Consider the following 12,066-nt stretch of genomic DNA (forward strand, 5'->3'; position numbering starts at 1 on the left):
CGAACGGTACTCGAGCGCAGAGCCTGAACCTGCTGCGTCTGGCCCGCTGCTCGGTAACGCGTAAGGAGACTCCTCGTGCGACTCGCGACAACGATCAGGGGTTTGATCCCCGTCATGGCGCTGGCGGTATCGGCATGGGCGGTCTCCGCTCCGGCGTCCGCCGAAGGAAAGGGAGGAGGGGAAGGGGAGGGCGAGAAGGCGGTCCCGGTGCCCTGCGGGGACACGGCGGCGCTGATCACCGCGGTGAGCGAGGCCAACAGCTCGCCGTTCGGCGGGTCCGTCACCCTGACCACGGGGTGTGTGTACACGCTGGGCTCCGCGGCGTACACCGGACCCAACGGCGCTGACGGACTGCCGCTCATCACCCGTGATGTGACCATCACCGGGACTCTGGCGACCATCAGACGCAGCGCCTCCGCGGCGGACTTCCGGATCGCGGAGATCGCGCCCGGCGGAAACCTCACGGTCAACGGCGTGACCTTCTCGGGCGGCCGGGCGACCTCGGGGGCGGGCATCGACGGCGGTGGCATCCTCGACCAGGGCTCGCTGAACCTGATCCAGTCCACGGTCACGGGCAACACGGCGAGCAACACCGGCGGTGGCATCGAGATCGCTTCGGGCGGCTCCGCGGTGCTTTCGGCCACGGATGTGACACATAATTCCGCGGGAGACGGCGGCGGCATTCACATCAGCACATCGGCCACCCTCAGCGTCTCGGGCGGCAACATCTCCGACAATACCGCGAACAGCTCGGGCGGCGGCGTCGGTAACTACGGAACGACGTTGCTCAGCGCCGTCACGGTCGCGCGTAACACGTCCACCAACTTCGAGGGCGGCGGTATTACCACCGGGATCGGAGATTTTACCCTCAACGGCAGCCGGGTCCTCGAGAACACCGCTGGAAATTTCGGTGGCGGTATCGCCAATACGGGCAGTGCGCTGCGCGTGCAGTCCACCACCGTGTCCGGGAATACCGCCACGCTGAACGGTGGCGGTCTTTTCCAGCACGCGGGCACCACACAATTGATCGGCGACACCATCACCGGTAATACGGCCAATGGCGGTCAGGGCGGCGGCATCTTCACCGACGGCGGTACGGCGTCCCTCACCGCGACCACGGTCTTCGGAAACAACCCGAACCAGTGCGTGCCGGCCCTCGCGGGATGCTGAACGAAGCGCGACGACCGCTTCTGGACGACCGCTTCTGAAAGAGGCATGACGACGCCGCAACGAACTGGCTGAACGCCGCGGCGCCCCCGGAGGATGTGCTTCCGGGGGCGCCGCCTGCCTGACCGCCTGCTCGACCGTCAGTGCTTGCAGTCCTTCTTCTTGGCCTTGGTCTTGGCCTTGTGGTGCTTCTTCGCCTTGTGCGGGTCCTTGGCCTTGTGCTCCGACTTGGCCTTGTGGTGCTTCTTGGCCTTGTGCGGGTCCTTGGACTTGTGCTGCTTCTTCGGCTCCTCCTTGTGCACGACCACGACCGGTTCCGGCTGGAGGGCGACGTTCGCACAGTTGGACCCGATGTTGGTCTCGCCCGTCGGGGCGGCCACGGCGGTGATAACGGTGGCGCCGGTGGCCGTGTCGCAGTCGTTGGCCTGGATCGGCGTGGCGTTGTAACCGCTGGCGAAGTTGAGGCAGTCCGAGCCGATGTTGAGTTCGCCGGTGGGCGCGGCGGTGGCGGTGTTGGTGGTCGCGCCGGTGGCCGTGTCACAGAGGTTTCGCTGAGCCCCGCTGGACTGCGGGAAGAGGCCATGGGCACTCGCGCTAGCGGCGCCGCCGACCACCATTGTGCCCGCGGCCGCCGCGGCCATGAGAGCTGCCTTCTTGCCGATCTGCATTGTTCTGGTGCCTCCATATTGGGTTCTCCGCGAATAATCCGCAGACATCTCTTGAACGAGTTTTCCGCAATCCGGGATCCGGGAGTATCGGAAGCATCACCCATCCGCCACAGTAAAGGTATATTCAGTCGGTGCGGAAGTCGGTGGATTTATGTGTGTCGAGTCATGTGATATCCGTGGGAACGAAAAAAATGAACGCGGCCCGGGGAAACGTCCCAAGGCCGCGTTCATGATGAGCGGATGTTTCCGGAGCTCGGTGGCGAGTTCCGGGTTTCGGCGTTTCAGGACCGCTGACGGTTTCCCTGCCCACCGCTCTTACCGCTCTTCGTGCCGTTCGCGCTCTTCCCCCGACTTCCGTTCTGGGGGTCGGCGCCGGCCGCATTGACGCACGTGGTCTCGTTGGTGACCTCGGAGCCGGGGCCGATCGTGATCGGGCCGGTCACGGAGGTGGTCTGGCAGTCGTTCGTCTGTCTCGTCACGCCACCCGACTCGCTGACGTTGACGCAGTTGGTCCCGTTCTTGATTTCGGATCCGGGGGCCAGTGCGACGGTGATCGGACCGATGACGGAGTGGGTACGGCAGCGGTTCTCCTGAGTCGACACACCCGATTCGGCGGTGTTGACACAGTCGGTCTGATTGCTGATCTCGGTCGGGCCGGCCGCCACGGTGATGGTGCCGATGACGGAGCTGGTGGTGCAGTGATTGCTCTGTGTCCCGCCGTTGGCGCCGGCCGAGCGGCTGGGACCGGGTCCGGTGGCGTCGGCTCCGCCCGCACCGCCGATGAGCAGCGCGCCCACGGTCGCCGCAAGAAGCGCCGTCCTTTTGCGCATGTGCATAAAGAGCCTCCAATTCGGGCTTAGGGTGCGGCGCGGTTCATCACCGTCACCGAAAGCCACTTTCACGGCAGCGGCCCTGGAAGGGAGACTTCCAGGGCCGCGATTCCCAACGGGGGGATGCCTCATGGCGTTACCGCGGGCGGGAACACCATGAAAGGGTCAGCGACTCAGGGGTTGTCGTTGATCGCGATGTTCGCGCACTTGGAGCCGATGTTGGTCTCACCCGTCGGGGCGGCCACGGCGGTGATGACGGTGGGACCGGTGGCCGTGTCGCAGTCGTTGGCCTGGACCACCGTACTGGCGGTGCTGTTGGTGAAGTTGAGGCAGTCCGAGCCGATGTTGAGTNGTTGGTGGTCGCGCCGGTGGCCGTGTCACAGCTGTTGAGCTGCGCGATGAGGTCGTCGTTGTTGTTGGCCAGCGCACCGCCCGCGCCACCGATGACCAGAGCGCCGGCGGCCGCGGTCAGGAGAACTGCCTTCTTGCCGATGTTCACTTAATTCCTCCGTCTGGGTTGCTCCGCGAATTCACGGACGCATGACACAACGAAGCTCATCAGTTAAGGCTTCGGGCCGCCAGTCAGCTTCACCCGTCCGGCATAATGCTGCTCTTCCGGTGCGTGTTATCCGAGAATCCCGCTAAGGGGGACCAATCTGAGCGCCATTTGGCCCAGCGGAATCTGAACCCCTTTTATGAGGAGGGGAGGAGGGCGGCCGCGGGGCGGCGATGGGGCGGGGCGAGGCGGGGGCGCGGGGGATAGTCCCCGGAGGCTCGGCTATCGGGCAACGGGCGCCCAACGGCCGCCCAACGGCCGGACGGTGGCGGAGTGGTGACGGGGTGGTGGAGCTCCGATGGCCGAGTGGCGGCCAGGAGACGGCCCCGCGTCGGCCGGCCGGGTCGTCCTGCCCTCGACCCCCGGACTTGTTCGACCGGTCGGACGAGTGATAGATCCAGGCTCTGCGACGCAGGAGTGTGTGAGGCACGGTCACACCGACAGCTTCGCCGAACCGCAGCGCGGCGCGTGTTCACGCCGCTACGCTAAGTGCGCGAAGTGGTCGCCCGGGGGGCGCGGCGAATCAACGCCGGGAGGCGGGAGGAGAGACATGGGGCACTCACGAGGGGCAGGGACCCCGGCCGAGCTGATGGACGGGCTGCTCGCCCGTGCGCAGAACGGCTTCGAGATCGACGAGGCGGTGCTCGCCCAGGCGCGGAGCGCCCTGATGCACCAGTCCGAGCTGCGGTCCTGCCGGCAGTGCAATGAGCGGTGCGGCCAGCTCGGGTACAGCACCTACCGGCATGTCTTCCTGCTCCCCGACGGCAGCAGCCTGCTGCTGTGGGAACTGGAGCACAACACGGGCGAGGGCAACCGTCCGCTGTACGAGCTCTACGCGGACGAGGACGCCCTGGCGCTGGCCGAGCGCCGCGTCCACGAGCGCCTCGGCGGCGCACGCTGGGAGGAGCTCGACGGGTTACCGCTGTGGCTCCCGGACCAGCTGCTGCACACGGCCGAGCCGGTGGAGAACTCCCGTGCGTATGTGGCCGACAATTCGGCCGACCACGCCCGTCGCGTCCTGCGCCGCGCGGAGAACCCCGACCGCCCGGGCGAGGAGACCGAGCGGCTGCTGGCCACCGCGTTCGCCCATGACATCGCCCTCGCGCCCAAGCCCCGGCGCCGCTCCGGCGGTCCCGACGCGACCTGGTGCCGCTTCTACGAGCACGCCTTCCTGCTCGCCGGAGGGGACGAGATCGTGCTGTGGGAGCTGGAGCACAATCTGACCCGGGACGGCCGGCTGGTGTGCGAGGTGTACCTCGACGAGGTCTCGGCGGAACTCGCGGCGGACCGCCACGCCCGCGCGCTGGGCGTCGACCTCTGACGTACGCGGGACCGCGACGTACGCGGTATTGGGCGTGGACCTCTGACGTACGCGGGACCACCGACGCACGCGGGACCTGACGCGTCCGTAGCCCGCGCGTCCGTAGCCCGCCTGTCGCGGCCCTGACGCGCCCCCCATCCGCCCGGCACCCGCTTGGCCGACACCGACTCGCCTGGCGACCCGTCAGCCGGAAGCCTGGTGACGACGGTGGCGCCGTGACGCCGTGACGCCGTGACGACGGTAAGGCCGTGACGGCGGTGATGCCGTGGCGGCGGCGGGACGCGGACAGGACCAGGGAAGCGAGAGAAGCCGGTGCGGGTGCGAGGGAGCAGGGCTCGTACAGGCGCCCGTACAGGCGCCCCTACGGAGGGCCGTACGGAGCGGCGTACGGCCTGGCCCCGGCTGAGCCGCCCGCTCGCCCGCCGCCGCCCCACCACCCGCCTCCGTAGGCTCATCGACACCGGCGCCGCGGCCGGTGCCGCCGCCGACGCGTCCGCCGGGCCCACCGCCGGGCCCACCGCGGGGCCCGCTTCGGCGGAGGAGGGCGGTAAGGAGCCCCCGGGCCGCCGGATGGCCCGCTGGGTCCCCGCCGTCCTCGTCCTCGGCGGCGTCGCCTTCGACCTGGCCGCTCCGCCCGGCTACACCGCCTCGCCGTTCTTCGCCGCCGCCCCCTTGGTCGCCGCGGCGCTCTTACGGTTGCGTCAGACCATCGTCACGGCGGTCGTCGCCGTCCTCGCCACCTGTCTGCTGGCGGAGTTGCACGGGGTGCGGGACCCGACCCAGGCGGCCACCGAGATCATCACGGTGGCGACCGTGACCGCGCTGGCGGTGGTGATCAACCGCGTCGTACGCCGCAGCTACCACCGGCTCGCCTCGGCGCGCGGTGTCGCGGAGGCGGCCCAGCGCGCCGTCCTGCCCGCGCCGCCCGCCCGGCTCGCCGGGCTGGAGGTCGCCGCGCGCTACGTACCGGCGGAGAAATACGCGGCGATCGGCGGTGACCTGTACGCGGTCCAGGACACCCCGCACGGCGTACGGCTGGCCGTCGGGGACGTACGCGGCAAGGGACTGGGGGCCGTGGAGGTCGTGGCGATCCTCCTGGGCTGCTTCCGGGAGGCGGCGGAGCAGGAGACGACCCTGGAGGCGCTCGTGGGCCGCCTGGAGCGGGCGCTGCAGCGCGAGGGCGCCCGGCGGGCCGACCTGGAGGTGTTCGAGGGGTTCACGACGGCGGTGGTGGCCGAAATTCCGCGCGGCGACTCCACCCTGCGGCTGATCAACCGCGGCCATCCGGCGCCGCTGCTCCTGGAGGGGGACGGCGCGGTGCGCGCCCTGGAGCCGGAGGCACCGGCGCTGCCGGTGGGGATGGTGGAGTTGGCCGGCTGGCCGGACCGGGTGATGGAGCTGGCGTTCGCGGAGGGCGAGACGCTGCTGCTGTTCACGGACGGGGTGACGGAGGCCCGGGACCGCCATGGCGCGTTCTACGACCCGGAGGAGCGGCTGCGCGGCCGCCGCTTCGCCGGTCCGCAGGAGCTGCTGGACGCGTTGGTGGCCGATGTCGAGCGCCATACGGGTGGCGGGACGCCGGACGACATGGCGCTGCTGGCGGTCCGTCGGACCCCGGCCCGCGGCAACGGACGGGACAACGGCGGACGGGACAACGACGGGCGGAACGACGGAGGGACCGACAGAGGGACCGACAGAGGGAACGACAGAGCGAACGACAGGGCGAAACCCACACCCTCGTAGCCGACCCGGCCGCACACCGTGCGTAACCGACCGAGCCCCCTCCGCATAACAATTGACGCACGATCGATCCGTAAGCGGTTTTGCCAACTCTTGCCCCGCCCATCGAACCACCCCCATATGTCCCCTCCTGAGCGCTAAGTTCATGCCAAAGGTGCGCGGATTCCTCGGAACAGCTTGGAATCACATCGCGCTCTCTATTAACGTTCGATAACGCAGCGCGGTCGTCACAACCGTCGCAAGGGCGGCACCGTGCGCCGTCGCCGAATCCCGTACGCACAGCGGCAGCACCGCACCACCAGCAGCACCAAGGGAACCGGGGAACCAACAACCTTGGGGTGAATCGGGTCGAACCTGACCCGTAGGAGACCTTCCTGCTCCGAACCCGTCAGCTAACCCGGTAGGCGAGAGGGAAGGAAAGGAGTGCGCCTTCGTGGCGTCCAACAGGTCTGTCCTGGACGAGGCTCCGTATCGCACACGGGGAGGCGGTTTGGGGACCGCCACCGCCTACGGCCCCGGCTTCGACGCCGGCGGCGGGATGAGCTCGGGGGACGGCCGATTCGCCCCCGACGACCGTTACGGGTTCACCCCCGACGACCGATACGCATTCGCGCCCGACGACCGCTACGCGGATGAGGGCGCCTCCGAGGGCCCGGGCACCGGATTCGAGGCCGAGACCTGGGAGGAGTGGAACCCGACCGAGGAGTCCATCGCTCCCGTACGCGGCCGGCACCGCGTGGCCAAGCAGCGGGGCGGAACCATGGCGCGCAGCGGCGCCGTCCTCGGGGTCGGCGTGATCGCGGCGGTCGGTGCGGGCGGTATGGCCAGCGCCAAGGACCGTCCCGCGCTCCCCATATCCATGCCGGATCTCGGCCATGTCGCCGATGAGGTCAAGGCCAGCCTGCCCGCCGCCAAGGACCTGCCGGGCATCGGGTCCTGGGCGTCGGACGACAGCAGCGACGCGCAGACCGCCGCCGCCCCGCTCTCCCAGGCCGGTCTGACCAGCGAGGACGAGCAGCGCGGCACCACCGACGCCGGTGAGGCGCTCCGCGCCCGCATCCTCCAGCAGGCCGAGAACCAGCAGAACGCGGCGGACGAGGACAGCCGCACCGCCGCGGCACAGGCCGCCGCCAAGGAGGCCAGGTCCGCCGCGGAAAAGGCCGCCGACCAGGCCGCGGAGGCGGCCGCCAAGCGGAAGGCCAAGGCCGAGGCGGAGAAGCGGGCCGCCGAGCAGCGGGCGAAGGAGGCGGCCGAGAAGAAGGCCGCGGCCGAGCGCCAGGCCAGGCTCGCGGCCGAGTACACCCTCCCCGTCGGCTCGTACACCCTGACCGCCGGCTTCGGCCAGGCGGGCGACATGTGGTCGGCCGACCACACCGGCCAGGACTTCGCCGCACCGACCGGCACCCCGGTCAAGGCGCCGCACGGCGGCACCATCACCCAGGCGGGCTGGGCCGGTTCGTACGGCTACCGCATCGTGCTGACCCTGAGCGACGGCACCGAGCTCTGGTTCTGCCACCTGTCCTCGATGGTGGTCACCTCCGGCAAGGTGTCGACGGGCGAGGTCATCGCCCGCGTCGGCGCCACCGGCAATGTGACCGGCCCGCACCTCCACCTCGAGGTCCGGCCGGGCGGCGGCTCGCCGATCGACCCGATGCCCTGGCTGCGCCAGCACGGGCTGAACCCCTGATACGCCGGCGGCCCTGACGCTCTCTCCCCCCTTGACGCCAGGGCCGCCGGTTTACGTCCCGATGACGTCCCGACGGGGCTTTACGGCCAGACGGGGCTTTACGTCCGACGAGGCTTTACGTCCGACGAGGCTTTACGCCCCGACGCCCCCGACCTTCACGAACACACGCCGCCAGCCGGAACAACCCCGTCCAGCCAACCGTTGTGAAGATGTATGGCTGACAACACGCAGAAGATCGGTGACCTGTCCGTCTTCCCGCTCTCCCTCGGCGGGAACGTCTTCGGCTGGACCGCGAACGAGGCCGAGTCCTTCCGGGTGCTCGACGCCTACGTGGCGGCCGGCGGCAATTTCATCGACACCGCCGATGTCTACTCCGCCTGGGTGCCGGGCAACGAGGGCGGCGAGTCCGAGACCATCCTCGGCAACTGGTTCGCCTCCCGCGGCAACCGCTCCGACATCGTCCTCGCCACCAAGGTGGGCGCCGGCTCACCTGAGCCGCGCGGGCTGACCTCGTCCGCCATCAAATCGGGCGTCGAGGAGTCCCTCCAGCGGCTGCGCACCGACTACATCGACCTCTACTACACCCACTACGACGACCCGTCGGTGCCGGTGGAGGAGATCATCACCACCCTGGACGAGCTGGTCAGGGAGGGCAAGGTCCGCGAGATCGCCGCGTCCAACATCGGCGCGGACCGCCTGGAGGCCCAGCTGGCCTTCTCCACCCGGGAGAACCTGGCCCGCTACGTCGCCCTCCAGCCGCACTACAACCTGGTCTCGCGCGACACCTTCGAGGGCGAGCTCTCCGAGGTCGCCGCCCGCCACGACCTGGCGACGATCCCGTACTACTCCCTGGCGTCCGGCTTCCTCACCGGCAAGTACCGCCCGGGCATGGCCGTCGACAGCCCCCGCTCCACGGGCGCGGCCAAGTACCTGGAGACCGAGCGCGGCCAGAAGGTCCTCGCCGCCCTGGACGACGTCGCCGCCAACCACCGCACCGAGCCCGCCACGGTCGCCCTGGCCTGGCTCCTCGCCCAGCCCACGGTCGCGGCCACCCTGGCCAGCGCCAGCTCCGTCGACCAGCTCCCCGCCCTCCTGGCCTCGGTCGACCTCAAGCTGACCCAGCCGGAACTGGACCTGCTGACGTCGGCATCGGACTGACCGGAAAGCGGGGCGGGCCGGGCGCGGCCCGCCCGGTGGACGATAGAACGGCGGGGCGGGCAACAACCCCCGCCCGAGCCACCCGCACGTACGCGAACCGCTACGTACGACCCAGGACCCTTGCCGCCGATCGGCGAGGGTCACCGCCGATCGGCAAGGGCCCAGGACGCGAGGGCGACGCCACCCGCGACGGCGAAGACGGACGGCCAGGCCCCGATCTTCTTCGCCAGCGGATGCGACCCGGCGAACGCGGCGACGTATGCCGCACTGAGCGCGGCGGCGGTCCCGTTCCCCGCCTTCTCCCGCCACCCCCGAGCGGCCACCGCCCCGGCAGCCGCGAGGGCAACCCCACCCAAGGGCCGCCTCTTGGTCCACCGAGCCACCGAATACCCCCCGACCAACCCACCCGCAGCCACAACCCCCGCCGGCACTCCAGCCATCCCCATACCTCCCACTCCAAGGATCTCCTGGCCCCGACCCTACGCAGCTGACACGGGGAACCGTCGCCGGCTCGTCAGTCTTCCTCCACGAGCCCCGCATTCAAGGCCCGCGTCCAGAGACGGTCGTGCCATTCGTTGGCGTCCGGCTCCGGCTTGACGGTGAGGACGGGGTTCGGGCCCGTCTCGATGAGGTGCAGCAGCGTCCAGGCGACGCCATGGCAATCGTCCGGACCGAAGCAGTCGGCCAGAGCCCTGGCCTCCTGGGCCGTGACCGGTCTGGAGATCGCATCCAGCTGCTCGACGCGCCTGTCGATCTCTTCCCCGCTCGCCCCCACATCGGGAAGCGGCCCATCGGCAACGAATGCCCGCACCTCGGCTCTCATCCCCGAATGATCGTCCGCAGCCCCTGCCCCGGGCAAGTGGCCTTGGTAGGGCGGTCAGATCGACGTACGCAGCAGCCGGTCAGATCTTCGCGAAAACGGACCTCAACCCAACCGCCCATCCCGCACGGCCGCCACGAAGTCCGCCCACGCGCGATGCGAGACCCCGATCACGGGCCCGCCCGGATCCTTGGAGTCCCGCACGGCGGTCGAGCCCGGCCAGAAAGCAGCTTCGACACATTCGGTGTTGCCGGCACCGCTGTAGGAGGACTTGAACCAGCCACCGTCTCTGTCGGATATGCAGGGCTCGCGCATCAGATCTCCTCACGGACGCGTTCGATGAGGGCGGAGGACGAGGCCATGTCCAGCGCCTGAGCGCGAAGGTAGTCGAACGCGACCCGGTAACGCTCCAGTTCCTCATCCTTCTCCATGAAGAGCGAGCCGACGTGGATGTCGACGTAGACGACGTCCAGCGAGGGCTCGGCACCCCCGAGGATCACGAAGCTCCCCATGGCCGCTGAGTGCGCGCCCTTGGCGAACGGCAGGACCTGGAGCGTGATGTCAGGCGACTCGTTGGCGCGCAACAAGTGACTCAGCTGCTCTCGCATCACCTCACGCGAACCGACCACCCGCCGAATCACCGACTCATCGAGGATGGCCCACAGATGCGGTGGCTTCGGACGGCTCAGGATCTCCTGCCGCTTCATCCGAAGGTCGACCAGCCGCGCGATCTCCTCTGCGGACAGCCTCATCTCCGATGCGTGCTGCACCGCTTCTGTATAGCCGCGAGTCTGCAGAAGCCCCGGCACATACAGACAGGCGAAGTGATCCTCTCGGACTGCCTCGTCCTCCAACGTGAAGAGGAGATTCATGCTCTCCGGCAGAGAATCCGCGAAGGAGGTCCACCACCCCTGGCGCTTCGCGTCCTTGGCGAGGCCGACCACGGCCTTCCGTTCTGCCTCACTCGCTCCGTACTCACGGCACAGCGCGTCCACGATCGGCCACTTCACAGGCCCTTCCTGCGTCTCGTACCGGCTGACCGTCGCTTTCGAAATCCCGACGAGCCGGCCTGCCTCCTCCAGTGTCATCCCCTTACGGGCCCGGAGCTTGCGCATCATGACGCCGAGTTGGCGTCGACGGGTAGTGGCCCGCGCTGGCATGACGGCTACCTCTTCCTCTGGGGCTGGCAGTGAAGGACGAGGCCAGCGGTAACAAGGCTATGACCGGGCGAAGTTGGCGAACCGCCGGATTCACCCTTTCGAGAGCGCTGTGAAAAGTTACATGGCGAGACTTCTCAATGCCATACTCGCGACAGTGAGGCTACGCAGCGCAGCCGTACGGACACGGCTGGGTGCAGCGCTGACGTGGCGCCCAAGGGAGTGTGGCCATGTACCGCTACGCAGTCACCGAACCCCGACCACGCCGATGTGTTCTCCCCTTCACGGCCGAAGCCCCTCAAGTGGCCGACCTGCGCCGAGCAGTGAGTGCAGAACTGGCCGCCTGGGGTATGCCGACCCTTGTCGACGAAGCACAACTGATCGTCACCGAGCTGGCGTCGAACGTGATCAAACACGTCGGTCAGGGCACAGCGGCCACCCTCGTCCTCGACGCGGACGCTGATCAGCTCCGCATGGAACTGCACGACAACAGCCACAAGGAACCCCAGAACCTCCACCCGGCATCCGAGGAGGAGTCCGGCCGGGGCCTGCAACTCGTCGCCGGCTTCTCAGCGGCATGGGGCACGACCCGCACGGCGGTCGGCAAAGCGGTCTGGTGTGAGCTTCCCCTGGCCCCGGACGAATCTCGCCGCCGCATCCAGCGCGCAACGACCGTCATGGAGGCATACGGCCACACGATCGGCGACTCGGCAGCACGGCTCACCCACCGTCCCGTCCTGGAAGAGTCAGCGACCAGCCTGGTCCTGGACTTGCTGCACTGGCTCAGCGCACATCGCCTCGACCCGGACGACATTCTCGATCGAGCCCAGACCCGCTTCGAGGCTGGAGAGACACCAGCAGTATGAGGCCGAACAGCAAGGAGCGTGCTGAGCTTCGTCAGCACGAGCGCAGGGCCGACAGAGAGCCCCGCGCTCGTGCAGGCTCGTCCCTAAGCAATATCG

The 12,066-nt window shown here is 69.0% G+C and carries 13 protein-coding genes and 1 riboswitch; of the genes, 6 read left to right on the forward strand and 7 right to left on the reverse strand.

Annotation, left to right across the window (positions count from 1 at the left end):
- Positions 1-300: 300 nt before the first annotated feature.
- Entirely contained in the window at positions 301-1,170 is an 870-nt protein-coding gene (locus IEJ02_RS35215; protein WP_317986004.1) for a right-handed parallel beta-helix repeat-containing protein, read from the forward strand.
- Between the two features lie 137 nt (positions 1,171-1,307).
- Here the strand turns inward: IEJ02_RS35215 and IEJ02_RS35220 are convergent, their stop codons facing one another.
- The 3 genes from IEJ02_RS35220 to IEJ02_RS50035 all read right to left on the reverse strand — a co-directional run bounded on the left by IEJ02_RS35220 (position 1,308) and on the right by IEJ02_RS50035 (position 2,964).
- A complete protein-coding gene (locus IEJ02_RS35220) occupies positions 1,308-1,835 on the reverse strand; it encodes a hypothetical protein (protein ID WP_191068560.1) in 528 nt (175 codons plus the stop codon).
- Positions 1,836-2,116: 281 nt separating this feature from the next.
- Positions 2,117-2,671, reverse strand: a complete 555-nt coding sequence (locus tag IEJ02_RS35225) for a hypothetical protein (RefSeq protein WP_191068561.1) — start codon at positions 2,669-2,671, stop codon at positions 2,117-2,119.
- 167 nt (positions 2,672-2,838) lie between these two features.
- On the reverse strand, positions 2,839-2,964 hold the full coding sequence (locus IEJ02_RS50035; protein ID WP_263408012.1) for a hypothetical protein: 126 nt from the start codon (positions 2,962-2,964) through the stop codon (positions 2,839-2,841).
- 807 nt (positions 2,965-3,771) lie between these two features.
- Between IEJ02_RS50035 and IEJ02_RS35235 the strand changes: the two genes are divergently transcribed.
- From IEJ02_RS35235 to IEJ02_RS35250, 4 genes are all read left to right on the forward strand, one after another.
- Positions 3,772-4,542: a DUF6227 family protein gene (locus tag IEJ02_RS35235; protein WP_191068562.1), complete on the forward strand. Its 771-nt coding sequence runs from the start codon at positions 3,772-3,774 to the stop codon at positions 4,540-4,542.
- A 312-nt stretch (positions 4,543-4,854) separates the two neighbouring features.
- The gene (locus tag IEJ02_RS35240) at positions 4,855-6,285 is read left to right on the forward strand and encodes a PP2C family protein-serine/threonine phosphatase (RefSeq protein ID WP_317986005.1); all 1,431 of its coding nucleotides are present in this window, start codon (positions 4,855-4,857) and stop codon (positions 6,283-6,285) included.
- 283 nt (positions 6,286-6,568) lie between these two features.
- Positions 6,569-6,704, forward strand: a riboswitch (cyclic di-AMP (ydaO/yuaA leader).
- An 11-nt stretch (positions 6,705-6,715) separates the two neighbouring features.
- Positions 6,716-7,969 carry a M23 family metallopeptidase gene (locus IEJ02_RS35245; protein WP_191068563.1) on the forward strand — a complete coding sequence of 418 codons (1,254 nt, stop codon included), beginning with the start codon at positions 6,716-6,718 and terminating at the stop codon, positions 7,967-7,969.
- Positions 7,970-8,182: 213 nt separating this feature from the next.
- On the forward strand, positions 8,183-9,127 hold the full coding sequence (locus IEJ02_RS35250; protein WP_191068564.1) for an aldo/keto reductase: 945 nt from the start codon (positions 8,183-8,185) through the stop codon (positions 9,125-9,127).
- Positions 9,128-9,267: 140 nt separating this feature from the next.
- Here the strand turns inward: IEJ02_RS35250 and IEJ02_RS35255 are convergent, their stop codons facing one another.
- The 4 genes from IEJ02_RS35255 to IEJ02_RS35270 form a co-directional block, all read right to left on the reverse strand.
- A complete protein-coding gene (locus IEJ02_RS35255) occupies positions 9,268-9,567 on the reverse strand; it encodes a hypothetical protein (protein ID WP_037953329.1) in 300 nt (99 codons plus the stop codon).
- 74 nt (positions 9,568-9,641) lie between these two features.
- Complete coding sequence (locus IEJ02_RS35260; RefSeq protein WP_223864999.1) at positions 9,642-9,950, reverse strand: hypothetical protein; 309 nt, start codon at positions 9,948-9,950, stop codon at positions 9,642-9,644.
- 102 nt (positions 9,951-10,052) lie between these two features.
- A complete protein-coding gene (locus tag IEJ02_RS35265; RefSeq protein ID WP_191068565.1) occupies positions 10,053-10,262 on the reverse strand; it encodes a DUF397 domain-containing protein in 210 nt (69 codons plus the stop codon).
- Positions 10,262-11,107 carry a helix-turn-helix domain-containing protein gene (locus IEJ02_RS35270; RefSeq protein ID WP_191068566.1) on the reverse strand — a complete coding sequence of 282 codons (846 nt, stop codon included), beginning with the start codon at positions 11,105-11,107 and terminating at the stop codon, positions 10,262-10,264. The genes IEJ02_RS35265 and IEJ02_RS35270 overlap by 1 nt, the downstream gene beginning before the upstream one ends.
- Positions 11,108-11,334: 227 nt before the next feature.
- Between IEJ02_RS35270 and IEJ02_RS35275 the strand changes: the two genes are divergently transcribed.
- On the forward strand, positions 11,335-11,970 hold the full coding sequence (locus IEJ02_RS35275) for an ATP-binding protein (protein WP_191068567.1): 636 nt from the start codon (positions 11,335-11,337) through the stop codon (positions 11,968-11,970).
- The last annotated feature ends 96 nt before the right edge of the window (positions 11,971-12,066 follow it).

The organism is Streptomyces sp. 5-10 (assembly GCF_014712245.1).
Classification (GTDB): Bacteria; Actinomycetota; Actinomycetes; order Streptomycetales; family Streptomycetaceae; genus Streptomyces; species Streptomyces violaceusniger.